This window comes from Streptomyces sp. MNU89, assembly GCF_020982505.1.
GTDB classification, from domain to species: Bacteria; Actinomycetota; Actinomycetes; order Streptomycetales; family Streptomycetaceae; genus Streptomyces; species Streptomyces xinghaiensis.
In genome coordinates this window covers 760,095-783,881 of record NZ_JAJKLL010000001.1, presented here as the reverse complement: position 1 = coordinate 783,881, position 23,787 = coordinate 760,095, and the positions used below count along the sequence as shown (strand labels likewise).

Here is a 23,787-nt window from a genome sequence, read left to right as displayed (position 1 = left end):
CTGCACGGGAGTTGGGTGCGATCCCAGTGTCTCCGGAAGGGGGGATCATGCCTACCGGGCGTCCCGGGTCCGTAGGCTCCTCGCATGCCGACCCACGAACAAGAGATCACCCGGCCCGCGGACCTCTGCCTCCCCGGCGGCCGCCGGCTCGACAGGGCCGCGGTCGGCTGGTCGAGGAGCCCGCTGCACCGGTGCGACCTGCGCGGCTGGGGACGTACCAAGCGGTGGGAGTACTGGTGCGTCACCACGCCCACGCATCTGGTCGCCGTCACCGTCGCCGACATCGACTACCTCGGCCTCGGGTCCGTCTACTTCCTGGAGTACGGCAGGGGGAACGGCCGGGACAGCGACGGCGCGGGCACCGGGCCGGACGGCGGCGGCCGGGCGGGGACCGGGAGCCTGGGCACCGTACGGCGGGAGATCTCGCGGACCGCCCTGCTGCCCCTGGCCCACGGCGTCCGCCTGCCGCACAGCCTCGGCGGCGGGACCGGCGGCACGGGCGGTGACGGAGAGCGGGGCGAGGCGGCCGTCGCGGCCGGGCCCGTACGGATCGGGATGCGCCAGGAGCGCGACGGCACCCGCCTGCGCTTCCGCTGCCGGACCGCGGAAGGGCCGCTCGACGGCGACCTGTTCGTGGCCATGCCACCCGGCCACGAGACGATGAGCGTCGTCATCCCCTGGAGCGACCGCCGCTTCCAGTACACCTCCAAGCACACCGCGCGCCCGGCCGAGGGCACCGTGCGGATCGGCGGCACCTCCTACGACTTCCAGGGCGGCTGGGGCGTGCTCGACCACGGCCGGGGCCGCTGGCCCTACGACACCCGGTGGAACTGGGGCGCGGCCTCGGGCAGCACCGACGGCCGGGTGGTCGGCCTGCAGTTCGGCGGCCGGTGGACGGCCGGCACGGGCATGACGGAGAACGCCCTGTGCGTCGACGGCAGACTCACCAAGATCGGTGAGGAACTGGAGTGGCACTACGACGACTTCGGGGAGCCGTGGACCATCCGCACCCCGGGCTCGGACGCGGTCGATCTCAGCTTCACCCCGTTCCACGTGCGCGAGGACCGGACGAACACCGGGGTGATCCTGAACGACACCCACCAGTCCTTCGGCCACTACACGGGCACCGTCCGGGCCGACGGCGGGACCGGCATCCGCGTCGAGGGACTCCTCGGCTGGGCCGAACAGGTCCGGATGCGGTGGTGAACGGCGGTACGCGGAGGTGCCGTCCGGAGCGGGGGACGGGAGGCGGCGGCGAGCGCCCGGGGCCCGTCCCCGCGGTCAGCGGTGCGGCCGGCGGCGGACCGTACGCGCCGCGGCCGCCACGACCTCTTCGAGGTGCCGGTGGTGGGCTCCCGGCCAGTAGACCCGCCCGCAGTCGCGGCACCGGGTGAACTGGCCCTGGGTGCGCCGGGTGCCCGGGTCGAGCAGGTGCTCGATCTCCTCCTTGGCGACCGGCGCGAGCAGCCCGTTGCAGGCGGTGCAGCGCGTCCAGGGAGCCAGCGGCGGCGCGAACCGGTCGAGCACATCGGTGAGCTGCTCGTCCGGACGGGAACCGCGGACGAAGGCCCCGCTCCACAGGGCCCGGCGGCGCAGCAGGCCGCGGTCCCGGGTCAGCAGCACCCGCCGCTCGGCGTTCGCCCGCTCCACCAGCGCGGGGTCGTCGAGATCGTTGCGGTAGGCGGTGTCCGCGCCGACGAGCCGCAGGCGCCGGGCCAGCGCGCCGAGATGGACGTCCAGCAGGAAGCGGGGAGGGCCGCCGTCCGGCAGCGGCTGGGGGCGCCGCACCTCGCGCACCTCCACCACGTCCCCCGCGCGCGGCCGACGGGACGTCTCCACCGGGCGGCCGCCGACGAGCAGTTCACCGACCTCGGGCAGCGGGACCCCGAGCGACTCCACCACATGCCCCAGGGAGGACGTGCCGTCGGGCGCGACCCGCACCTCCGCGCCCCGGTGGCGCGCAGTCAGCAGCATCCGCAGACCGGCGTCGAAGCGCAGGCACACCTCCGGTTCGCTCATGGCGCCAGCCTGCCACGCGCGGGGACGCCGGCGGCGTTCTCGCGGCGGGGCGGGGGTGATGCGGCGGAGGGCGGGGCCGTCACCCGCGCGGCACACCCGCCGCCGGGCGGTACCCGTCCGCCGCCCGCCGCGCGGCCGGCTCCGCCGTGCCTCCCCGGCCGCCCCGCTCCGGCCCGGCCTCCCCGGTGCCTCACCCCTTCTTCCGGGCCACGCCACCCCAGTAGTAGGCCGCCCTCGGGTCGGCCGGGGGTTCCTCCGGGCGCCATTCCATGACCGGCACCACGCCCGGCTCCAGCAGCTCCCAGTCGCCGAAGAACTCCGAGACCTGCGCCCGGGTGCGCGGCACCAGCGTCATCTGGCCGCGGGCGGCGGCCTCGACGACCTCGGACATCGCCTCCGGGTTGAAGTCCTGCGTGGGGTGGGTGATGGCGACATGGCTGCCCGGCGGCATGGCGTCGAGCAGGGCGGCGACCGTGGCCCAGGGACGGTCCTGGTCCTTCAGGAGCATCAGGACCGCCACGAGCAGCAGCCCGACCGGCCGTTCGAAGTCCAGGTGCCCGGCCACCTCGCGGTGCGCCAGCAGCTCTCCCGGCTTCCGCAGGTCGGCCTGGACGTAGACGGTCCTCCCCTCCGGCGACTTCTCCATCAGGGCCTTGGCGTGGGCCTGCACGATCGGGTCGTTGTCGACGCAGACGACGCGGCTGTCGGGGGCGACGATCTCCGTCACGGAATGGGTGTCACCGGCGGCCGGCACACCGGTCCCGATGTCGAGGAACTGGCGGATGCCCCCCTCCCCGGCCATCTGGCGAATCGCGCGGCCCAGAAACCTGCGGTTCTCCCGGGCCATCGTGCGGATGCTCGGGATGGCCGTCTCGAAGGCCTTGCCCAGTTCCCGGTCGGCCTCGAAGTTGCTGCTGCCCCCCAGCCAGTAGTCGTACATACGGGCGGAGTGGGCGACGCTGGTGTCGATGCCCGCAGGGGCGGCATTCTGATCCGTCATAACACCTGCTTCATCATGGGTAGTTGAACGGTTGTCCTAATGCTTGGTGGCTGAGCGTAGCTGCCCACCCCCGTGCATGTGCACGGTACGCCCGAACAAAGGGGCCGGGTTGCCCCCGGGGCCCCGAGCGGCACGCCCGGCCGCTCCGTTCCCGATGAGGGAAGGGCCGGCCGGGCGTCCGTTACGGGCCGCTATGGGGCGTTATCGGGAGGGACGGGGCCGCACCGCGGGCCGGCGGCGGCTCGCTGCCGGGGCCCGCAGGCGGGCCGCGCCGGAGCCGGGCCGTGTTCTTGCAGCGGCCCGCGCCGGACGCCCGGTGCGGACGCCGGCGCGGCGCAGTGGCGCCCTGTCTCAGATCAGGCCCTGCGCCAGCATGGCCTCGGCGACGATCTCGAAGCCGGCGATGTTGGCGCCGACCACGTAGTTGCCGGGCCGGCCGTAGCGCTCCGCCGTGTCGTGGCAGGAGTCGTGGATGTGCTTCATGATCTCGGCGAGCCGCTCCTCGGTGTGGGCGAAGGTCCAGGAGTCCCGGGAGGCGTTCTGCTGCATCTCCAGGGCGCTGGTCGCCACACCGCCCGCGTTCGCCGCCTTGCCGGGGGCGAACGCCACGCCCGCCTCCTGGAGCACCCGCACGGCCTCGGGGGTGGTGGGCATGTTGGCGCCCTCGGCGACGGCGCGGACGCCGTTCCTCACCAGGGTGGCCGCGTCGGGGGCGGTGAGCTCGTTCTGGGTCGCGCAGGGCAGCGCCACCTCGCACGGCACCTCCCAGACGCTGGAACCGCTCACGAAACGGGCACCGGACCCGCGCCGCTCGGCGTACTCGGAGACCCGGCCGCGGCCGACCTCCTTGATCTCCTTGAGGAGATCGAGGTCGATGCCCTTCTCGTCCACGACGTAGCCGCTGGAGTCGGAGCAGGTGATCACCTCCGCGCCGAGCTGCTGCGCCTTCTCGGTCGCGTAGAGGGCGACGTTGCCGGAGCCGGAGACCGCCACGCGCCGCCCGGACAGGTCGTCACCGCGCGCCTTGAGCATCTCGGCGGTGAACAGGACGCAGCCGTACCCGGTGGCCTCGGTGCGGGCCTGGGCCCCGCCCCAGCCGAGGCCCTTGCCGGTGAGGACCCCCGACTCGTAGCGGTTGGTGATGCGCTTGTACTGGCCGAAGAGGTAGCCGATCTCCCGGCCGCCCACGCCGATGTCGCCGGCGGGGACATCCGTGTACTCGCCCAGATGGCGGTACAGCTCGGTCATGAAGGACTGGCAGAAGCGCATGACCTCGGCGTCGGAGCGGCCCTTCGGGTCGAAGTCGCTGCCGCCCTTGCCGCCGCCGATGGGCATGCCGGTGAGGGCGTTCTTGAAGATCTGCTCGAAGCCGAGGAACTTGACGATGCCCAGGTTCACCGAGGGGTGGAAGCGGAGGCCGCCCTTGTAGGGGCCGAGAGAGCTGCTGAACTCCACCCGGAAGCCGCGGTTGACGTGGACCTCGCCCGCGTCGTCCGCCCACGGGACACGGAAGATCAGCTGCCGCTCGGGCTCGGAGACGCGCTCGATGATCTTCGCTTCGGCGAACTCCGGCCGCCGGGCGAGAACCGGGCCCAGCGTCTCCAGGACCTCCCGGACGGCCTGGTGGAACTCCGCTTCGCCGGGGTTCCGCCGGAGGATCTTCGCGTACAGCGGTTCGATCACGCGATCCTGGCCTGGGTGGTTCTGGACGAGCGTGGAGGTGCGGGGCTCCATCAGATCGGGCTCCTTTTACGGGGCGTACGGCGTGCGGGTGCCGATGCGCGCGTGCGTCATGCCGTCTCCGCCGGTGCGTCGTCCCGTCACCGGGACGCCGCGGCCGCGGGACCGCCGTGCAGCGGCCGCGGACGGCCGCTGGTGCGATTATCGCCGGTCGCAACAGGGCGCTCCCGGGGAGGGGGCCTGCCCGGTGCTTCCGGCAGGTGTTCACTGAGGAGATGGATTGCACCTTTTGCCTGATCGTCGCGGGCCGGCTGCCGAGCCACCGGATCCACGAGGACGAGGTGGCGGTGGCCTTCCTCGACCGCCGTCCGCTCTTCCCCGGCCATGCGCTGGTGGTGCCGCGTCGGCACGCCGGGACCCTCACGGACCTGACGGCGGAGGAGACCGGGCCGTTCTTCCTCCGGGTGCGGCGGATCACCGGCGCGGTGGAGCGCGGCACGGCCGCGGCCGGGTCGTTCGTCGCCGCGAACAACCGGATCAGCCAGTCCGTGCCCCATCTGCACGTCCACGTCGTCCCCCGCAATCCCAAGGACGGGCTGCGGGGCTTCTTCTGGCCCCGCCACCGCTACGCCGACGAGGAGGAGCCCGCGCGGATCGCCGCACGGCTGCGGGCGGAACTGGACGATGCATGACCGCGGTGGCACCGGTGATCGGGGCGGTCCGGGCGGTGAGGGTGGGCTTTATAGGGGTATTCGCGTCTTATGTGTTCTTCTTCGGCGGGTCCGGCGGGCCCCGGTCCCGGCGGGCCATCGGTCGCGGTCCTCGTCGAGCTGGAGTGGAACGCCCTGGCGGGCGGGCATCTCAAGTGCTGGGAGCGGTTCGCGGAAGCCGCCGCCCGGCTGGGCTCCGGCGCGGGCGGCCCCGAGGGGCGGGGGGACGGAGCACCGGCCGGAGCCGGCGTCGATCTGACCGTGTACGTCCTCGGCGACCGGGAGCGGGTCGAGCCGTTGTCGCCCCATGTGCGGTTCGTGGTGCTGCGCCCGGTCATCAGTTCGGCCCCGCTGGCGCCGGCCCTCGGCCGCACGGACGCCTCCGACCTCGCCCCCTACCACCCGGCGCTGGCCCGGCTGCTGCCCCGGCACGACGTCTGGCACCTCACCCACACCTTCGCCTTCGCCGCGACGGCCGTCCGGATGGCCCACCGGGAACGGCGGAACGCGCGACGGAACCCGGCCGCCGGCCGCCCGCACGGGCTCATCGGCTCCGTCCACACGGACGTACCGGCGCTGACGGCGGCCTATCTGCGCCAGCTCACCGACCGCCTGCACACCGCGCGGCCCGTGGCGGCGGTCCTCCGGCCGGCCGCGCACGGCCCGCGCGGAGCCCGGCCGCCTGGTCGCCCGCCTCCTCCCGTCCCGCCGCGCCCGCCCGCGCCCCGTTCGCGGCGCTCTCCCCGTTCGCGGCGCACCCCGCGCGCCTGTCGCCCGAGGCGCTCGCCGCCGGGCTCGCGCGGCACAGGCGGGACCGGCTGCTGCGCGCCTGCGACCGGGTGCTCGTCTCCACGCCCGAGGAGCGGAGCGAGATGGGCGCACTGCTGGGCCCCGACCGGGTGTCCCTGTTCGGGCGCGGCATCGACCACGAACGCTTCCGCCCGGACCCCGGGGCTCGCGGCTGGCTGGCGCGCACCCACGGGGTGCCCGCCGACCGCACGGCCGTGGTGTTCGCCGGCCGGGTCGATGCCTCCAAGCGGGTGATGATGCTCGCCGAGGCGGTGCGCCGGCTCCTCGACACGGGCCGGCCCGTGCACCTGGTCGTCGCGGGGACCGGCGCCGACTCCCCGCGGGTGAGAGCCCTGCTGGGGCCCGGCGTGACGCTGCTCGGCACCGTGCCCCAGGAGCGGCTGGCCCAGGTGTACGCGGGCTGTGACGTTCTGGCGTTCCCCTCCCGGTCGGAGACGGCCGGGAACGTCGTCGCCGAGGCGATGGCCTGCGGGCTGCCGGTCGTCCTCCCGGCCGGGGCCCGTACCCGGCGGTGGCTGGCGGCACCGGGTGCGGACGGGCTGCTCGTCGCCGACGACGACGCCGCGGGCTGGGCCCGCGCCCTGGCCACCCTGGTCGACCGGCCGGAGGCGCGCACCGCGATGGGACAGCGGGCGGCCGGGACCGCGCGGCTCCACCACCGCTCCTGGGACCGGGTGCTGCGCGAGGACCTGCTGCCGCACTGGTACGCGGTCTCCCCGCGCCACCGTCCGGCGGCCCGTACCGCCGTGTGAGCGGGGCGCCCACGAGGGGCGGTTGGTGCCCCGGGCCCGCCCGCCGTCAACCGCGGCCGCGGTGCCTCCCCGCGCCCGGCCCGTTCCGCCCCCGGCCGCGCGCCCGGCCTCTCCCGGGGCGCGGTCGGCGGTCTCACGGCGGTACAGCGCCTTCAGCAGGGGGGAGGTGTCGAGCAGCACGATGCCGGCGAACAGCAGCAGCAGCCCGGCGAGCGCCACCCCGCCTGCGGGCCAGCCGGTGCGCACCGACTCGCCGAACAGGGTGACGCCCGCCGCGATGGCGACGGCGGGCTCCACGGCGTCCATGACCGGCATGCTGGCGGCCAGCGGCCCGGCCTGGAAGGCGCTCTGGATCAGCAGCAGCCCGCCGATGCTGGCTCCCACCAGCAGATACGTCTGCCACGCCGTGAACACGGCGGCCGCTCCCCCGTCGAACCGCTCGACGGTCGCGGCCAGCAGGACGGACTGCGTCCCCATCACCAGCCCGGCCGCGAGCGCGATCAGCGACGCCTTCGCCGTCCCCCCGGCATGGCGCCCGGCGACCAGCGCGGCGGCAGCGGCGGCTCCGACGCCGGCGAGCATCACCAGCCAGGCGCCCGGATCGGCCACGGCCTCCGCGGGCCGGGGCCGCGCGGCGGCGAGCGCGGTGACGAGGCCGGTGCTCACCGCGAGCACCCCGCACCACTCGCGGCGGCGCAGCCGCATCCGGAGCACCAGTGCGGAGAGCGGAATGGCGAACAGCAGTTCGCTCACGATCAGCGGCTGCACCAGCGTGAGCGGCGCGTACGCCAGTGCGAGTCCCTGGCAGCCGTACGCCAGGACGGCCAGCGCGATGCCGGACACCCACAGCGGCTTCCGCGCGAGGTCCAGCAGCAGCCGGAAGGAGAGGAACTCATCGGCGGGCCGGGCGCTCGCGGACCGCTGCTGGAGCACCCCGGCCAGGGCGAAGCACAGTCCCGCGGCCAGGGCGGCGGGGATGGCGACGAGCACGTCCGCGCGCCGGTCAGGCGAGCCGGGCGGCCATGCGGTGGTAGAGCGCCGGCGCTCCGCCCCGCAACCGGGCCGGAATCCGCAGCCAGCGCGGGACGAAGACCTCACGCTGCCGCCGTTCGACCGCCCGGCAGACGGCTTCGGCCACCCGCTCGGCGGGGACCGGCCTCGGCACCCGGCGCCGGTACGGGGCTCCCCGGCGCTCGAAGAAGGGGGTGTCGACGACGCCGGGCAGCACCACCGAGACGGACACCCCCGACGTCCGCACCTCGTGGCGCAGACTGTCCGCGAAGACGCACAGGCCGCCCTTGGCCGCCGAGTACGCGCTCTCCCCGCCGACCCCGACAGCCCCCGCGACGGAGGCCACCAGCACCACATGGCCGCTGCCGCGCCGCACCATCGCGGGCAGCAGGGCGTGCACGAGACGCAGGGGGGAGGTGAGGTTGACGGCGATCACCTCGTCCAGGGCCGAGGGGGGCATGGTCTCGAACGGTCCTTCGTAGCCGACGCCCGCGTTCGCGACCAGGACGTCCACCCGCCCGGCCGCTTCGAGAGCCTGCCGTGCCAGCGCGCGGCAGCCCTCGGCCGTGGCCAGGTCGCCGGGGAGGGCCACACCCCCGGAGGCCGCCGCGACCCCGGCCAGCCGCTCCCGGTCCCGGCCGTTCAGCAGCAGCCGCCGGTCCCCGGTGGCCGTCATCCGCCGGGCCACCGCCGCGCCGATGCCGGAGGAGGCGCCGGTCACCAGCACCACGGGGGCGGATTTCCGGGGGACGGAGTGCTCCGGTGCCGGGGCGGCGGAACCGCCCGGAGCGGGCCGGGCCGCCCGGCGGATGGACTCCGGCGCCGGGCCGGGGCCGCCTTCCGGCGCCGGGGGCCGCGGTGCCGGTTCCGGCAGTGTGCCGGTGTCCCTCCCGGGCTCGTGCTCCCACTCGGACATACGGCGGGCCCTCCCGGATCGGCGGAGTCGGCGGGGAACGGAGGTGGTGCGGGTGCGGAGCGGTGCGGAGTACCGCGGAGGTCGCGGCGGGGGAGCCGGGGTGAAAAGCGGCAATGGCACCGTGTCGCAGGGATACGGTGCCATTCCGGACCGCGCGTCCGGTACCCGCCATGCCGGTGGACACCGGCCGGGAGCGGTGGGCCCGGCCGGGCCTCCGGCCGTTCACGGAGCGGTGGGGCCGGTGCGTCCGGGCGGCGCGGCAGGGCGGACCGGTGACGCCGGGGCCGTCCGGCCGGCGGCGACGGCCGCGATCCGGGAGGAGCCGGAACCCTGCCGGGCGGAGGGCCGGCCTGCGCGGGGCGGGAGGCCCGCGGGGAAGGAGCTCCGGCAGGCGGTCCCCCGCCGGGACCTCTGCCGCGGGGACGCCCCTCCGGGCGGCGCCCCGGCAGCACCCGCTCCCGGCGCCCCGCCCGGGCCTCCCCGCCCGGGAAGGCCCTGCCCGGGAAGCCGCCCCGGAGGAGGCCCCGGGCCGTGACGGCGCCGTCCGCTCCGCCGCCGGGGCGAAGCTCACCGGCAGGGAGGCCGGGCAGTGGGTCCACGGGGAGGCCCGCCAGGGCAGTTCCCCGTCCGGCACCGACAGCCGGACCTCGGGCAGCCCGCGCAGCGCCGTCTCGACGGCCGTCTTGGCGATCAGCCGGGCGGGCACCTGCGCCGGGCAGGCGTGCGCGCCGGAGGAGAAGGCGAGGTGCGCCCGGTTGCCGAGCATGTCGTACGGGTCGGACGGGCGCACGGCCGGATCGGCGTTGGCGGCAGCGAGACCGAGCACCAGGACGTCCCCGCAGCGGATCGTCCGGCCGCCGAGTTCGGTGTCGTGGAGTGCGTAGCGGGCGGGGAAGTTGGCCATCGGCGGGTCCTGCCAGAGGACTTCGTCGAGGGCCTCGTCGACGCCGAGCCGTCCGCCGTGCAGCCGGCCCCGGAAGCGGGGATCGGTCAGCATCAGCCGGAGGGTGTTGGCGATCCACGCGGTCGTCGTCTCGTTGCCGGCCGAGATCATGACGATCGCGGAGCGCAGCACCTCGGCGTCGTCGTGCAGGTCGGGGTGCGCGAGGAAGGCCGAGGTCAGGTCGGACCGGGGATGCTCGCGGCGGTCCCGGAGCACGGCGGAGAGGATCTCCTCGAAGCGGTTTTCGCCGGGCCGCGGCCGGCCGTCGCCCGAGAGCAGGGCCGCGCGGGCGCGCAGCAGTTCGCGCCCCTCCGTCTGCTCCAGGCCGAACAGGCCGCCGATGGCCAGCAGCGGCACCACCCGGGCGTATTCGGACACCAGGTCGGCGGTGCCGCGCCCCGAGAAGGCCTCGAGGAGCCCCGCGCACACCGCTTCCACGGAGCGGCGCATCCGCCGCTGGTCCGCGCCGGCCACGGCGTCCACGAGGGGACGGCGCAGCCGCTGGTGTTCGGTGCCGTCGTGGCCGATGACGTTGTCGCGGTGCGCCATCATCGGCAGCAGCGCCGAATCGGGCCGGACGACACCGTCGTTGAGGTCGCGCCAGTGGCGGGCGTCGCGGGAGAAGGTCTTCTCCTGCCGGGTCACGGTGAGCACTTCCCGGTAGCCGAGGACGAGCCAGCCGGGCACGCCGGGCTCCAGTTCGACGCGGGCGACGCTGCCCCACTCCGCGCGCAGCCGTTCGTAGACGTGCCGGGCGTCGGCGCCGGCCGCGGAGACCAGGGGGGTCAGACCGGTGGTGATCCCGTGGGCCGGGCAGCCCGGGGGCACGGCGGGGACGGTCATCGGGGCACCTCCTGTGCGGCGGTGGCGGAGACGTACTCCACGAGCGTGATCAGGGCGTCCCGGGAGGCGCGGCGCCGGCGGGCGTCGCACATCACGACGGGGGTCTCGTCCAGCAGGTCGAGGGCGCGGCGCAGATCCTCCACGGTGTGGTGGCGCGGGGTGTCGGGGAAGTGGTTGACCGCCACGGCGAACGGCAGGCCGCGCAGCTCCAGTTGCTCCAGCACCTCGAAGCTGTCCTCCAGACGGCGGGTGTCGACCATCACCAGCACCCCCAGCGCCCCCTCGGCCAGCCCCTCCCACAGGTCCCAGAACCTCCGCTGGCCGGGGGTGCCGAAGAGGTAGAGCACGAGGCCGGGGTTGAGGGTGATGCGGCCGAAGTCCATCGCCACGGTCGTGGTGGTCTTGCCGGCCAGGCCGGCGAGGTCGTCGACGCCGGCGCTCTCCTCCGTCATGACCTCCTCGGTGCGCAGCGGTGTGATCTCGCTGACCGAGCCGATCAGGGTCGTCTTGCCGACCCCGAACGCGCCGACGACCAGGAGCTTCACCGCCCGCTCCACGGTGTCGGGCAGATACCGCTCGCCGGGCGGGAGGGCGCGCCCCGCGGCCAGGCGGGGGTCAGCGGAGCTTGCGGAGACCATCGAGCACCTCCTGGAGCAGATCGCGGTCCGTGCGGGCGGCCGGGGGGATACCGGTGCGCGCGGTGAGGTGGCCCGAGTCGACGAGGTCCGAGGCCAGGACGGTCACGGTGCTCACCGGCAGCCCGAGGTGCGCCGACGCCTCCGCCAGGGACAGCAGCCGACCGCACATCCGTACCAGGGCGCGTTCCTGGCGGCTGGCGGAGACGGGCAGGTCCTGTTCCCGCGCGGAGGCCACGAGCAGGGTGTCGAGCGCGACCGTGTTGCGGCTGGGGCGGGCCCGTCCGCCGGTGAGCACATAGGGCCGCAGGGGGGTGTCCAGATACTCCCCGGGGGCCGTCATGAGACGGCGCCTTGCCGCGGCGGGCTGGACAGATGGCTGCCGATGCGGTTGACCTGGATGCGCATCTGCTGGGCGATCAGCTGCGGGTCGACCGCGGCGTCGGTGACGACGGCCAGATACGAGCCCTGCCCGGCGGCGACCATGAAGAGGAAGCCGCCGTCGAATTCGACCATTTGCTGTATCACGGCCTTGCTGCCGGTGCCGAACTCCCGTCCGAGGCCCTTGGCGAGGGACTGCAGACCGGAGCAGGCGGCCGCGAGCCGGTCGGCGCTGTCCCGTCCGGTCCCCTCGGAACGGGCCATCAGCAGGCCGTCGGTGCTGAGCACCACCACGTGCCGGACACCGGAGACGGAGGCGACGTCCGCCACCATCCAGTCGCGGCCGGCCGGGCTCTTCATCTGATGCATCGTCATGTGAGGTGTCCTTCGGCGTCATCGTCGTCGCGGTGCGGGCGGCCGTCGCGGCCGGGGGTGCCGTCGTGGCCGGGCAGGCCGGGGGCGGCGCCGGGGCCGGAGGCGCCCACGCGCTGCCACGGGCCTCCGGGGCGCGGCGGACGGCCCCGGCTCCGGGGTCTCCACCCCGGTCCCGGCCGCTTCCGCCGTCCCGGCCGTCCCGCTCGTCTCCGCCGCGTCCTCCGTTTCCGCCGCCCGTGTCCGGGCGGTGCCCGCGCGGCTGCCGGCGAAGAGGGCACCCATCCAGGCCCCGGCCCGCTCGGGGAGGGCGGCGGCGGGGAGGGGCAGCTTTCCGGTACCGGTCAGCTCGGACAGGGGCGGGACGGCGGCGCGGTGGCGGCTGGAGCGCCGCTGGGGCAGTCCCGGACCGCCCGTGGCGGCGGACGGCGGTACGGGGACGGTGCCGGCGACGGCCGTCGCGCCGGCCGGCACGGTGCCGCCCCCGGCGTGCGCGGTCTCGCCGGCCGAGGGGCGCCGGGAGGCGGGCACGGCGGGCGGCTCCAGGGTCTGCAGCAGGGTGCCCGGCACCAGGACCACCGCGCGGACCCCGCCGTACGGGGAGGGCAGCAGGTCGACCTTGAGCCGGTGCCGCTCGGCGTACCGGCCGACGACCGCGAGCCCCGTCTGCGGGATCTCGCCGAGGTCGGCGAAGCCCAGCAGCCGGCGCCCGGCGGCGATCTCCCGCGCCTGTTCGAGGGCGTACTCGTCCATGCCGAGACCGGCGTCGTCGATCTCGATGACGGCGCCGCGGGTCACGGTGCGGACGGTCACCTCGACGTGGGTGGTCGGCGGCGCACACTGGGTGGCGTTGGCGAGGAGCTCCGCCACGACGTGCACCAGGGGTTCCACGACGGTCGCCACCGCCGCGATGTCCTGGTCGCCGCAGACCTTGACGCGCTGGTAGGACACGATCCGGGAGGCCCCCGCGCGAACCACGTCCACCAGCGCGTGCGGCTTCTGCCACTGCTGCCCCGGCCACTCGCCGCACAGCACCGCGAGACTCTGCGCGATCCGGGCCTGCTGCGCGGCGGCGTGGTCGCCGCGCATGCTCGCCTCCAGGACGTCCGGGTGGGCGGAGTGGCGGGCCTCCAGGGCGGCCATCTCCTCCTGGATGCGGTGCGAGGACGCCTGCACCCGGCGGGCGAGGGCCACGACGACCAGGCGCAGCGACTCCTCCCGTTCGCGGACGGTCCGCACGGCGGCGGTGGCGGCCGCCAGCACCCGCTCGTACTCCCGGGCCGTGCCCGGGTGGCTCTCCGCGGGCTGCGGGACCGGTACCGGTTCGCCCGCCAGGGCGGCGGGGAGCCGGACGTCGGCGAGGTGCCGGACCGTTTCCTCCCGCCGGGCGTCCTGGTGGGTGCAGAACTCACGCCACTCGGTGTCGTGCCGTGCGGCCTCCTCCCGTGCGGCCAGCGTCTCGCGCTCGCAGGCGCGCAGCGCGCTCTGCAGCCGCTCGAAGAGACCGACCAGCAGGGCCGCGGTGAGGACGTGGCAGGCCACGGCCCAGCCGGCGCCCACCCCGCCCAGCGCCCACGGGTCCGTGACCGCGACGGCGGCCAGGAGCATCGCGGCCGGGCGGACGAAGCGGCGGCGGAACGTGGAGGAAGCGATCGAGGGTCGAACCATGGCACACCTTGGGAAGGGACGGACGGCGGATGACGGAGGCCCGCACGCGGGGCGAGGCCCCCGGTATGAGGTCTGCCGCCGGGCGGCGGCCGCGTCGTCCGGCCGCCCGGCCGTCCTGGCGTCCGGGCGCCGCCGTGCCGCGGACGGCGGGGCCCGGAGCCGCCGGGCGGCGCTCCGCGGCCCTCTTTCTACCGGCCGGGGCCGCCGCCGCGGGCCCGTTGTGCGCGGTACGGCACCGGGCACATCGATTCGAGGGGTACGCCGGGCAGGCCCGGCCGGGCCGACGCGGGCGCCCGTGGCCGGGAAACGGGCGGGGAGGGAGGCCGGAACGGCGGGAGTCTCGGGTCCACGGGACGGAGCATAGACCCATGTATAAGCCATGCATTTCTTAATATCGCAGCTCAGAGCGGGTGTCGCACAGAAGAACGGAGGCCGTCGCACACCCGCCCGCACCGATGCGGGAGGATGCTGCCCAACGAGGCGACGGGAACCAGGAAGCCGGTGCGAATCCGGCGCGGTCCCGCCACTGTGACCGGGGAGCGAACCCCATCCGAGCCACGGCCCCCGCGGGCCGGAAGGCCGGGGCGAGCGCCGATCCGGCAGCCAGGAGACTGGCCCGTCGCCGATCCGCCGCACCCGGGGCGAGGACACCCCAGGAAGAGGTTCGCGATGAGCGACGACGACGTGCCGTGCCCCGGCGCGGGCCGCACGCCGGACACCGTCACCGTGGTCGGCATCGGCGCCGACGGCTGGGACGGGCTCGGGCGGGACGCCCGGGAGGCGCTGCACCGCGCCGGGACCGTCATCGGCGGCCCCCGCCAGCTCGCCCTGCTGCCGCCCGGCTGCACGGCGGAACGGGTGCCCTGGCCGTCACCGCTGCGCCCCGCCGTGCCCCGGCTGCTCGCCGAGCACGCCGGGCGGCGGGTGGCCGTCCTGGCCAGCGGCGACCCGATGTTCCACGGCATCGGGCGGACCCTGGCCGCGGCCGTCGGCGCGGAGCGGCTGCGGGTGCTGCCCCACGCCTCCTCGGTGTCGTACGCCTGTGCCCGGCTGGGCTGGGCGGTGGAGGACACCGAGGTGGTCAGCCTGGTGGGCCGGCCCGCCGCCGCTCTGGCCGCCGCCCTGCACGCGCGCCGGCGGCTGCTCGTCCTGAGCGCGGGCGCCGGGACCCCGGGTGAGGTGGCGGCACTGCTGTGCGACCGCGGCTACGGGCCGAGCCGGATGACCGTGCTCGAACAGCTGGGCGGCGGCGCGCGGGAACGCCGGTTCGAGGGCACCGCCGCCGGCTGGCCGCATCCGCCGGGCGATCCGCTGAACGTCGTCGCCGTCGAGTGCCGGCCCGGGCCGGGCGGCCACCGGCTGTCCGCGGTCCCGGGGCTCCCGGACGAGGCGTACGAGCACGACGGGCAGCTCACCAAGCGCCGTGTGCGGGCGGCCACGCTGGCCGCGCTCGCCCCGGCACCGGGCGAACTGCTGTGGGACATCGGCGGCGGCTCCGGCAGCATCGCGGTCGAGTGGATGCGCGCCGGACGCGGCTGCCGCGCGGTGAGCGTGGAGCGCGACCCCGTACGGGCCGCGCGCATCCGGCGTAACGCGGAGCGGCTCGGGGTGCCCGCGCTGCGGGTGGTCACCGGGGCCGCCCCGGAGGCCCTGGACGGACTCGCGGACGGGCCCGCGGACGGAAGACCCGCGGACGGGCGGGGGACCGGACTCGGGCCGCCCGACGCGGTGTTCGTCGGTGGCGGGCTCACCGCCCCCGGACTGCTGGAGGCGTGCTGGGCGGCGCTGCCCGCCGGAGGGCGGCTGGTCGCCAACACGGTGACGCTGGAGTCCGAGGCACTGCTGGCGGAGTGGTACCGCCGGCACGGCGGGGAGCTGGTGCGGATCGCCGTCTCCCGCGCCGTACCGGTCGGCGGGTTCACCGGCTGGCGGCAGGCGATGCCGGTCACGCAGTGGGCGGTGACCAAGCCGGGGAAGCGGGGGCCGGAGGAACAGCGGGCGGAGGAACAGCGGGCGCCGGCGGAGTGACGCGGGCGGACCGAACGTCAGCAGGGCGGCCACCGGCGGGGCCGGCGTCCGCGGAGCGCATGCCGGCCGGGAGGCCGGACCGAGGAGAAGAACGATGACGGTGTACTTCATCGGTGCCGGTCCCGGCGCCGCCGACCTGATCACCGTGCGCGGGCAGCGGCTGCTGGAGTCGTGCGCCGTCTGCCTGTACGCGGGCAGCCTGGTGCCGCGCGAACTGCTCGCCGCCTGCCCGCCGGACGCGCGGCTCGTGGACACGGCGCGGCTGAACCTGGACCAGATCACGGCGGAGCTGGCGGACGCGCACCGCGCGGGCCACGACGTGGCCCGGCTGCACTCCGGGGACCCCTCGGTGTTCAGCGCGGTCGCGGAGCAGATGCGGCGGCTGGACGCGGCCGGCGTGCCGTACGAGGTGGTGCCCGGCGTACCGGCGTTCGCCGCGGCGGCCGCGGCGCTGGGACGGGAGCTGACCGTGCCGGCCGTCGGCCAGACCGTGATCCTCACCCGCGTCGCCCAGCAGGCCACCCCGATGCCGGACGGCGAGGACCTGGCCACCCTGGGACGCAGCCGAGCGCTGCTCGTACTGCACCTGGCCGCCCGCTACGCGGACCGGGTCGTCGCCGAACTGCTGCCGCACTACGGAGCCGACTGCCCCGCCGCGGTGGTGGCGATGGCGAGCCGCCCGGAGGAACTGGTGCTCCGGGGCCCGCTGGACGGTATCGCCGACCAGGTCAGGGCGGCCGGGGTGACGCGCACGGCGGTCATCATGGTCGGCCGCGCTCTGGGCGCCGAGCAGTTCCCGGACAGCCATCTGTACTCGGCGGAGCGCGACCGGTGCGGCATCGCCGCCCAGGGCGGCCCCCGGCCCCCGGCCGGCGGGAGCGCACCGGAACGGTGACCGGCCGCGCCCGGCGCGCGGGGCGGACGGAACGGCCGCGCCCCGCGCCCGGGCGGCCGGTCAGGGCCCCGGAGGGCGGTCACGGGACGGCCCCGCCGGTGCGGCGCGCCCGACGATCCTGCCCGCGCGGTCGATACAGATCACGTCCACGGTGACCGGTTCGCCGCGCAGCACCCCGAGCGCCGTCCCGCGCGCGGCCTCCGCCACCAGGTCGCCCAGCGGGACACCGCGCGCCGCGCAGCGCTGGAGCGCCTCCAGGCCGGTGTTGGCCCCGGCCACGGCCGCGGCCAGCTCCTCGTCCGCGCCGCCCCGGCGGGCGAGGTCCGCGAGGAAGCCCTTGTCGACCTGGGAGCGGCCCGAGTGCAGATCCAGATGGCCGGCGGCCAGCTTCGACAGCTTGGCGAAACCGCCCGCGATGGTGAGGCGCGGAACCGGGTGGCGCCGCAGGTACTTGAGCACGGCCCCCGCGAAGTCGCCCATGTCCAGCAGCGCGTCCTCCGGCAGGCCGTGCTCCGCGACGGCGGTCCGCTCGGAGGTGGAACCGGTGCAGCCTGCCACATGGGTGCGCCCGGCCGCCCGCGCGACGTCGATACCGCGCCGGATGCTGTCGATCCACGCGGAGCACGAGTAGGGCACCACGACGCCGGTCGTGCCCAGGATCGACAGCCCGCCCAGAATGCCGAGCCGCGGGTTCCAGGTGGAGCGGGCGATCTCCTCGCCGTGGTCCACGGAGAGTTCGATCTCCACGTCACCGGAGCCGCCGTGGCGGGCCGCGACCTCCGCGACGTGGTCGCCCATCATGCGGCGGGGCACGGGGTTGACGGCCGGCTCCCCGACGGCCAGCGGCAGACCGGGGCGGGTCACCGTGCCGACGCCCGGTCCGGCCCGGAACACGACACCGCTGCCCGGCGGCAGCAGGCGCACGGTGGCGCGGACCAGGGAGCCGTGGGTGACGTCCGGGTCGTCGCCCGCGTCCTTCACGACACCGGCCGCCGCCCGGCCCTCGGCGGGCCGCAGCTCCTCGGTGGCCAGGGCGAAGGCCGGGGTCTCGCCCCGGGGCAGGGTGATGGTCACCGGGTCCGGGAAGCGGCCGGTGAGCAGCGCGGTGTACGCGGCGGTGGCGGCGGCGGTCGCGCAGGCGCCGGTGGTCCAGCCGGGGCGCAGGCCGGTCCGTTCCAGTTGCGCCGCGCGGCCGCCGGGGCCCCCGCGGCCGCCGGGGGCGTGCGCGGGGGCCCCGGCGTCTTCGGTGCCCGGGGCGCCCGCGGTGCCGGTGATGTCGTCGGGGTTCGCGGCGCCGGGGGTGTCCGAGGCGTCCGGGTGCGCCGGGGGTCCCGGAAACAGGGCTGTCCGCGGCTCCGGTGGCGTGGGGCGGTTCAGGGGCGGTCATGCGGTGCTCCGGGCGGGTGGGTGGTGGCGGACGGACGAGCGGCCCGGGATCGTCGGGGTGTTCGTCCCCGTCCCGGGGCCGTACCCGGCCGGAACGGGCGGAAGGGGGCCGGGAGATGATGTCCCGGCGCCGTCCGCGGCGCGGGAGTGCGGAGCGCGGGAGCCGGGAGGGGACGGATGCGACGCCATGTGCTGATCCTCGGCGGTACCGGTGAGGCGAGGCGGCTCGCCGGGGAACTGGCCGCCGACCCGGGGCTGCGGGTCACCAGCTCGCTGGCCGGGCGGGTCGCACGGCCGCGGCTGCCCGCCGGCGAGGTCCGCGTCGGCGGATTCGGGGGCCCGGAGGGCCTGGCCCGGTGGCTCCGCGAGCACCGGGTGGACGCGCTCATCGACGCCACTCATCCTTTCGCCGGCACCATCAGTCGCAACGCGGCCCGGGCCGCCGCCGAGACCCATGTTCCCCTGCTCGCCCTGCGCCGGCCCGGCTGGACGGCCGGACCGGGCGACGACTGGCACCCCGTGGCCTCCCTGGAGGAGGCCGCCGCGCTGCTCCCGGCCCTCGGGGAACGCGTGTTCCTGACGACCGGGCGGATGGGGCTCGCCGCCTTCGCGGACCTCACCGGGCAGTGGTTCCTGGTGCGCTCCGTGGACGCCCCCGAACCGCCGTTCCCGCCCCGGACCGAAGTCCTGCTGGCGCGCGGGCCGTTCACGGTGGAGGGGGAGACGGAGCTGCTGCGCCGGTACGGCATCGACGTGCTGGTGACCAAGGACAGCGGGGCCGGGGCCACCGCCGCCAAGCTGACGGCGGCCCGGCGGGCCGGGCTGCCGGTGGTCGTCGTGCGGCGTCCGGAGGTGCCGGCGGGGGTGCCGGCGGTGGCTGACGTGGCCGGAGCGGTCGCGTGGCTGCGGGGCCGTACGGGGTGACGGGAGCCCCCGTGCGGTCCGCCGCCGCCCGGACGGCGGCGGTCCCGCGGTGGCCGGCCGCCGCCCGGCGCGGGCGCGGCGCGCATCCGGTGCGGTGCCCCGCGCGGGCCCGTGCTCCCGGGCCCGCCCACCACGGTCTCCCGCGTCGTCACCGGTCCGGGTACCGGCGGGGGGTCCAGACGATCTCCTTGCCGTCACCGCGGGTGACCGCGCGGGTCTGCGTCGAGCCGACCAGCAGGATGGTGCGCATGTCGACCTCGTCCGGGTCGAGTTCGGCCAGCCGTACGATCCGGACGCTCTCCTCCGGGCCGCCCACGTCCCGGGCCACCACGACCGGCGTGTGCGGGGCCCGGTGCTCCAGCAGCAGTTCGCGGGCCTTGCCCACCTGGTGGACGCGGCTGCGCGAGCCGGGGTTGTAGAGGGCCAGCACCAGGTCGGCGCCCGCCGCGGCCCGCAGCCGCCCGGCGATCACCTCCCAGGGCTTCAGCCGGTCGGAGAGCGACACCACCGCGTAGTCGTGGCCGAGGGGCGCGCCCGCGCGGGCGGCGGCCGCGTGCGCCGCCGTCATCCCGGGCAGCACCCGGACGGGCACCTCGCGGTACGGGTCCGCCGAGGCCACCTCCAGGACGGCGGTCGCCATCGCGAACACCCCCGGGTCCCCGGAGGAGACCACGGCGACCCGGCGGCCCTTCCGCGCCAGGTCGAGGGCGAACTCGGCCCGTTCGGACTCCACCTTGTTGTCGGAGGCGTGGCGCCGCTGCCCGGGCCGCACCGGCACCCGGTCGAGATAGGTGGTGTAGCCCACCAGGTCCCCGGCGGCGGCCAGTGCACCGCGCGCCTCCGGCGTCAGCCACAGCGGCCCGGCCGGGCCGAGCCCGACCACGACGACCTCGCCGGCGGGCGGCGCGGCGGCCGGGGGTTCCGGGTGTGCGGCAGCCGGGGCCGTGCCCGCTGTGACGGCCGGGTCCGCCGTCGTGGCCGGACCGCCGGGTGCGGGGTCCCCGTGCGGTGCGCCGACGCGGCTGGGCAGGACCGCCACCGAGAAGTACGGCACCGAGCCCGGGTCCACCTCCGCCAGCGGCGCCGTGCGCTCCGCCGCCATCGTGGCCCGCTCCACGTACCGCGCCTCGGCCAGCCGTCCCGACCGCTCCAGCGCGCGCCGCACGGCGGGGAACGTCCGGCCGAGCTTCATGACGGCGGCCGCGTCGGCGGCCGCCAGCCGGGCCGTCAGCTCCTCCTCCGGCAGGGTGCCGGGGAGGACCGTCAGCACCTCTTCGCCCTCCACCAGCGGGGTGCCGAGCCGCGCCGCGGCGGCGCTCACCGAGGTGACACCGGGGACGACCTCGGTCGGGTAGCGGTGCGCGAGCCGCTTGTGCATGTGCATGTACGAGCCGTAGAAGAGCGGATCGCCCTCGGCGAGCAGCGCCACCGAACGCCCCGCGTCCAGATGGGCGGCGAGCCGGGCGGCGGCCTCCTCGTAGAACTCCTCCAGGGCGCCCCGGTAGCCGCCGGGGTGGTCGGTGGTCTCCGTGGTGACCGGGTAGACCAGCCGCTCCTCGATGTGGTCCGGACGCAGATGGCGCCCGGCGATGGAGCGGGCGATGCTCCGGCCGTGCCGGGCGCTGTGGTACGCCACGACGTCCGCCCCGGCGACGACCTCCACGGCGCGCACGGTCATGAGGGACGGATCGCCCGGGCCGAGGCCCACCCCGTAGAGCCGGCCCGTGGCCGCCTCCGGTGCCGTGTGCCGCTCCTGCTGCTCGCTCATTCTTCTTCACTCGCCATCGCGTTGATCGCGGCGGCGGCCATCGCGCTGCCGCCGCGCCGCCCCCGCACCACCAGGTGTTCGAGGCCCGACGGGTGCGCGGCCAGGGCCTCCTTGGACTCCGCCGCACCGATGAAGCCGACCGGTACGCCGATGACCGCCGCCGGGCGCGGCGCGCCCTCCGCCACCATCTCCAGCAGCCGGAAGAGGGCCGTCGGCGCGTTGCCGACGGCGACCACGGCGCCGTCCAGGCGGTCGCGCCAGAGCTCCAGGGCGGCCGCGCTGCGCGTGGTGCCGAGTTCGCGCGCCAGCGCGGGAACGGCGGGGTCGGAGAGGGTGCACAGCACCTCGTTGTCCGCGGGCAGCCGCTTGCGGGTGACCCCGCTGGCGACCATCCGCGCGTCACAGAGCACCGGCGCCCCGGCGAGCAGCGCCTCCCGGGCGCGGGCCACGACCCCGGGGGTGTAGCCGAGGTCGCCGACGAGGTCGGTCATGCCGCAGGCGTGGATCATCCGGACCGCGACCCGGGACACGTCCGCGGGCAGGCCGCCGAGGTCCGCCTCGGCGCGGATGGTGGCGAAGGACTGGCGGTAGATGGCCGCCCCGTCCTTCTCGTACGCGTAACGGGTCACGGGGTCCTCGCTCGTGTCGTGCCGTCCGGGCCGCCGGTGCCGTCCGGAGTGCCGGGGTGCCCGGGCTGCTGGGGCCTGTCCTCGCCGCGGGGGCCGGCGGTGCCTTCCGCCCCGCCCGGCGCGGCGCTCGTTCCGTCCGCCGCGCCGGTGGCGTGCGCCGGGTGCCCGGCGTCGGCGGTGCTCGCCGCGCGGGCCGCCGCGATGGCGGCGGCGGTCCGCCCGGGCGGTACCCGCACCGGTCGCGGGGCCGTACGGCCCTCCGGCAGCGCGCCGCTGACGGCCACCCGGTAGGCGCCGTCGCCGGTGGCGAGGACGTCGATCCAGGCGCCGCCGCCCGGACGACCGCAGCGGCGCTCGCAGCCGGACCAGTACACGGGCGGGGGCGCCGCCGTGCCGTCATCGGACTCGGCGGTGCCGGCCGGAGCGGCGGAGGCGTCAACCGGAAGGCCGGAGGCGCCGGTCGGGGGAACGGGGACGCCGGCTGTGCCGGCCGTGGTGCCCGGCGCGGGAACCGCGGGAGCCGCGGGAGCCGCGGGACGCGGAGCCCGGGCCGGCCCGTCCGTGGCAGGTGCCGCGGACGGGCCGCCGGGGACCGCCGCACGCTCCGCGGGGCCCGTGCCCACGGCCCGCGCGGCGTCGGTCCGTACGTCCGCCAGGGACTTGGCGCAGCCGGGCCGCCCGGTGCAGGAACCGATCGCGTACCAGGGGGAGCCGGGGGCGGTGACGAGGCCGGCGCCGGCCAGCCGCCGCAGAGCGGCGGGGCCCGCGTCCCGCGAGAGGCCGGGGACGACGACCCCGCGCCACGGGGTGGTGCGGATCTCCGCGTCACCCGAGCGGTCGGCCGTCTCCGCCAGCAGCCGCCACTGGGCGGCCGTGTACCGGCCCAGGGGCGCGGACACGGACAGGGCGCACCGGCCGCCGGAGCCGGGGGCGCGGATCAGCCCGGGCGCGGGGCCGGGCGCCGGGCTGTCGCCCTCGCGCGGGCCGGGGTCGGGCGGCGGCTGCTCGGCCGGTGTCCACGCGACACCCGCGCGGGAGAGGTGACGCCCCAGCAAGGCCTCGTCCAGGGCGGGCCGGCCCGGGGCACCGGATGACGCCGAGGAGGCGGAGGGCGGTTCGGTGCGTTCGCCGGACTCAGCGGGCCCGCCGGATTCACCGGTTTCGCCCGCGCCGGGTCCGGCGCCCCGGCGCGGAAGGTCCCGGACGCGCCAGGCCCGGGTGCCGCTCTCCGCCGCGGCGTGCAGAAACGCTTCGGCGGCGGTTACGGCGGCCCGCGCCGCGTCCTCGGCCGCGACCCGCAGCCGGGGGCCGCCCGCCCCGGTGCGGAGCTCCGCACCGCCGCCGGGTGTTGCGATGATCGTCACATCCGCGCCGAGCGCGGCGGCATCCCCGCGCCCGTCGTCCACGGCGAAGAGAAAACGTCCGGAAAGCGCCGCCGCGCCCGGGTTGGCGCAGAGCAGCGCGTCCAGTTCGCGGACCCACCCCCCGACGTCCGCGCAGCCCCTGCCGTCGAGTCCGGTCAGCGGGGAGACCACCACATTCCGGACGCGCTCATGGGTGTCCGAGGGGAGGAGTCCCACGGGGCGCAGCCGGTCGGCGAGTTGGCGACCGCAATCACCGGGAAGCTCGCGCACCTGCACATTGCCACGGGAGGTCAGTTCGAGTTCCCCGTTCCCCAGATCCTCCGCGATGGAAGCGAGGCAGTGAGCCTGACGGCTCGTCAGAAAACCGCCCGGCAGGCGTATTCGCGCCAAGGCGCCGTCATCCGCGATGTGCAGGCGCAAAGCACCGGGGCAGGCGTCGTCGCGGCTGCGCCGGGGCGGTCCGGGCACGCCGGGGCAGGGTGTGGCGGGGGAGGGCATGGCGGCGAGCATACAGATGCCCGCGGGTGGGCCCCGTGGGGTCTCGTGGTCGCGGGCGGACGGCGGTGGCCGGCGACCGGTGCCGCCCGGACGGGCCTCTCCGCGGCCCCGGAAATCCCTGATCAGGGGCGGGTGTCCGCCCGGCACCGGTTTCCGCGCCGCGGTGGCCGGACGGCCCGTGCCCGGAGCCGGAGACCTTTCCGGTTTTGACCGGGATGGTGCGATGCGCACCGGTGTTCCGGAGGTCCGCGGCGGCCGGTGTTCTCTCGGTCACCGCCGGCCGGCCGCGGAGGCACCGTGCCGCGAGCCGCCCCGCTGCCCTTACTATGCTCACCGTCGGGCCCCGAGCGGGTCCGACGACGCCATGGACGGCGCCAGGGGAGGAAGCCGGTGTGAATCCGGCACGGTCCCGCCACTGTGAGCGCGGCAGCAGCACGCCGCGTGAGTCAGGAACTCCCGCCGTCCGCCACCGACCCGGGGCGAGGACCCCGAGGAAGGCACGCTGCCGCATGCGCTCTCGGCCCTGCCGTGGTCGGCTCCGCCGCCCCCGGTTCC

At 76.5% G+C, this 23,787-nt stretch carries 18 protein-coding genes, 2 pseudogenes and 2 riboswitches; of the genes and pseudogenes, 6 read left to right on the top strand and 14 right to left on the bottom strand.

The window, feature by feature from the left end; translation table 11 throughout:
• Positions 1–84 precede the first annotated feature (84 nt).
• Positions 85–1,206 (top strand): DUF2804 domain-containing protein, encoded by a 1,122-nt coding sequence (locus tag E4N63_RS03415; RefSeq protein WP_230239845.1) that lies wholly within the window; start codon positions 85–87, stop codon positions 1,204–1,206.
• A gap of 75 nt (positions 1,207–1,281) precedes the next feature.
• Here E4N63_RS03415 and E4N63_RS03410 read toward each other — a convergent pair whose 3' ends face one another.
• The 3 genes from E4N63_RS03410 to gdhA form a co-directional block, all read right to left on the bottom strand.
• Entirely contained in the window at positions 1,282–2,019 is a 738-nt protein-coding gene (locus tag E4N63_RS03410) for a Mut7-C RNAse domain-containing protein (RefSeq protein ID WP_125627050.1), read from the bottom strand.
• Between the two features lie 190 nt (positions 2,020–2,209).
• Entirely contained in the window at positions 2,210–3,019 is an 810-nt protein-coding gene (locus E4N63_RS03405; protein ID WP_125626188.1) for an SAM-dependent methyltransferase, read from the bottom strand.
• A gap of 351 nt (positions 3,020–3,370) precedes the next feature.
• On the bottom strand, positions 3,371–4,753 hold the full coding sequence (gene gdhA / locus E4N63_RS03400; RefSeq protein ID WP_125626189.1) for an NADP-specific glutamate dehydrogenase: 1,383 nt from the start codon (positions 4,751–4,753) through the stop codon (positions 3,371–3,373).
• A 221-nt stretch (positions 4,754–4,974) separates the two neighbouring features.
• Between gdhA and E4N63_RS03395 the strand changes: the two genes are divergently transcribed.
• Together E4N63_RS03395 and E4N63_RS30910 are read left to right on the top strand one after the other, a co-directional pair.
• A complete protein-coding gene (locus E4N63_RS03395) occupies positions 4,975–5,391 on the top strand; it encodes an HIT family protein (RefSeq protein WP_125626190.1) in 417 nt (138 codons plus the stop codon).
• Positions 5,388–6,971, top strand: coding sequence for a glycosyltransferase (locus tag E4N63_RS30910; RefSeq protein WP_308188770.1), 1,584 nt, complete (start codon positions 5,388–5,390; stop codon positions 6,969–6,971). The genes E4N63_RS03395 and E4N63_RS30910 overlap by 4 nt, the downstream gene beginning before the upstream one ends.
• Positions 6,972–7,175: 204 nt before the next feature.
• On the opposite strand, the pseudogene E4N63_RS03385 reads toward E4N63_RS30910, so the two are convergent.
• The 7 genes and pseudogenes from E4N63_RS03385 to E4N63_RS03355 all read right to left on the bottom strand — a co-directional run.
• Positions 7,176–7,961, bottom strand: a pseudogene (locus E4N63_RS03385) (DMT family transporter); the annotation flags it as partial.
• A gap of 13 nt (positions 7,962–7,974) precedes the next feature.
• Positions 7,975–8,712 (bottom strand): SDR family oxidoreductase, encoded by a 738-nt coding sequence (locus tag E4N63_RS03380; protein WP_228430334.1) that lies wholly within the window; start codon positions 8,710–8,712, stop codon positions 7,975–7,977.
• A 715-nt stretch (positions 8,713–9,427) separates the two neighbouring features.
• Positions 9,428–10,684: pseudogene (locus tag E4N63_RS03375) on the bottom strand (cytochrome P450); the annotation flags it as partial.
• Positions 10,681–11,322, bottom strand: coding sequence for an ATP/GTP-binding protein (locus tag E4N63_RS03370; RefSeq protein WP_230239844.1), 642 nt, complete (start codon positions 11,320–11,322; stop codon positions 10,681–10,683). The pseudogene E4N63_RS03375 and the gene E4N63_RS03370, both read right to left, overlap by 4 nt.
• Entirely contained in the window at positions 11,300–11,662 is a 363-nt protein-coding gene (locus tag E4N63_RS03365) for a DUF742 domain-containing protein (protein WP_019710531.1), read from the bottom strand. The genes E4N63_RS03370 and E4N63_RS03365 overlap by 23 nt, the downstream gene beginning before the upstream one ends.
• Complete coding sequence (locus E4N63_RS03360) at positions 11,659–12,069, bottom strand: roadblock/LC7 domain-containing protein (RefSeq protein WP_176743598.1); 411 nt, start codon at positions 12,067–12,069, stop codon at positions 11,659–11,661. The genes E4N63_RS03365 and E4N63_RS03360 overlap by 4 nt, the downstream gene beginning before the upstream one ends.
• Before the next feature lie 24 nt (positions 12,070–12,093).
• Complete coding sequence (locus tag E4N63_RS03355) at positions 12,094–13,740, bottom strand: ATP-binding protein (protein ID WP_230239843.1); 1,647 nt, start codon at positions 13,738–13,740, stop codon at positions 12,094–12,096.
• Between the two features lie 488 nt (positions 13,741–14,228).
• Positions 14,229–14,354, top strand: a riboswitch (cobalamin riboswitch).
• 55 nt (positions 14,355–14,409) lie between these two features.
• Here E4N63_RS03355 and cbiE point away from each other — a divergent pair.
• Both cbiE and cobM read left to right on the top strand, forming a co-directional pair.
• On the top strand, positions 14,410–15,768 hold the full coding sequence (gene cbiE, locus E4N63_RS03350) for a precorrin-6y C5,15-methyltransferase (decarboxylating) subunit CbiE (RefSeq protein ID WP_230239842.1): 1,359 nt from the start codon (positions 14,410–14,412) through the stop codon (positions 15,766–15,768).
• A 94-nt stretch (positions 15,769–15,862) separates the two neighbouring features.
• Entirely contained in the window at positions 15,863–16,663 is an 801-nt protein-coding gene (cobM, locus tag E4N63_RS03345; RefSeq protein ID WP_230239841.1) for a precorrin-4 C(11)-methyltransferase, read from the top strand.
• Between the two features lie 60 nt (positions 16,664–16,723).
• On the opposite strand, the gene E4N63_RS03340 is transcribed toward cobM, so the two are convergent.
• The gene (locus E4N63_RS03340; protein WP_230242330.1) at positions 16,724–17,842 is read right to left on the bottom strand and encodes a cobalt-precorrin-5B (C(1))-methyltransferase; all 1,119 of its coding nucleotides are present in this window, start codon (positions 17,840–17,842) and stop codon (positions 16,724–16,726) included.
• A 384-nt stretch (positions 17,843–18,226) separates the two neighbouring features.
• Between E4N63_RS03340 and E4N63_RS03335 the strand changes: the two genes are divergently transcribed.
• Positions 18,227–18,973, top strand: a complete 747-nt coding sequence (locus tag E4N63_RS03335; RefSeq protein WP_230239840.1) for a cobalt-precorrin-6A reductase — start codon at positions 18,227–18,229, stop codon at positions 18,971–18,973.
• A gap of 148 nt (positions 18,974–19,121) precedes the next feature.
• Here E4N63_RS03335 and E4N63_RS03330 read toward each other — a convergent pair whose 3' ends face one another.
• The 3 genes from E4N63_RS03330 to E4N63_RS03320 are packed head-to-tail and all read right to left on the bottom strand — an operon-like array spanning position 19,122 to position 23,232.
• Positions 19,122–20,741 carry a precorrin-2 C(20)-methyltransferase gene (locus E4N63_RS03330; RefSeq protein WP_230239839.1) on the bottom strand — a complete coding sequence of 540 codons (1,620 nt, stop codon included), beginning with the start codon at positions 20,739–20,741 and terminating at the stop codon, positions 19,122–19,124.
• Positions 20,738–21,370, bottom strand: coding sequence for a precorrin-8X methylmutase (locus E4N63_RS03325; RefSeq protein WP_125624648.1), 633 nt, complete (start codon positions 21,368–21,370; stop codon positions 20,738–20,740). The genes E4N63_RS03330 and E4N63_RS03325 overlap by 4 nt, the downstream gene beginning before the upstream one ends.
• Complete coding sequence (locus E4N63_RS03320; protein WP_230239838.1) at positions 21,367–23,232, bottom strand: nitrite reductase; 1,866 nt, start codon at positions 23,230–23,232, stop codon at positions 21,367–21,369. The genes E4N63_RS03325 and E4N63_RS03320 overlap by 4 nt, the downstream gene beginning before the upstream one ends.
• 380 nt (positions 23,233–23,612) lie before the next feature.
• Positions 23,613–23,688, top strand: a riboswitch (cobalamin riboswitch).
• The last annotated feature ends 99 nt before the right edge of the window (positions 23,689–23,787 follow it).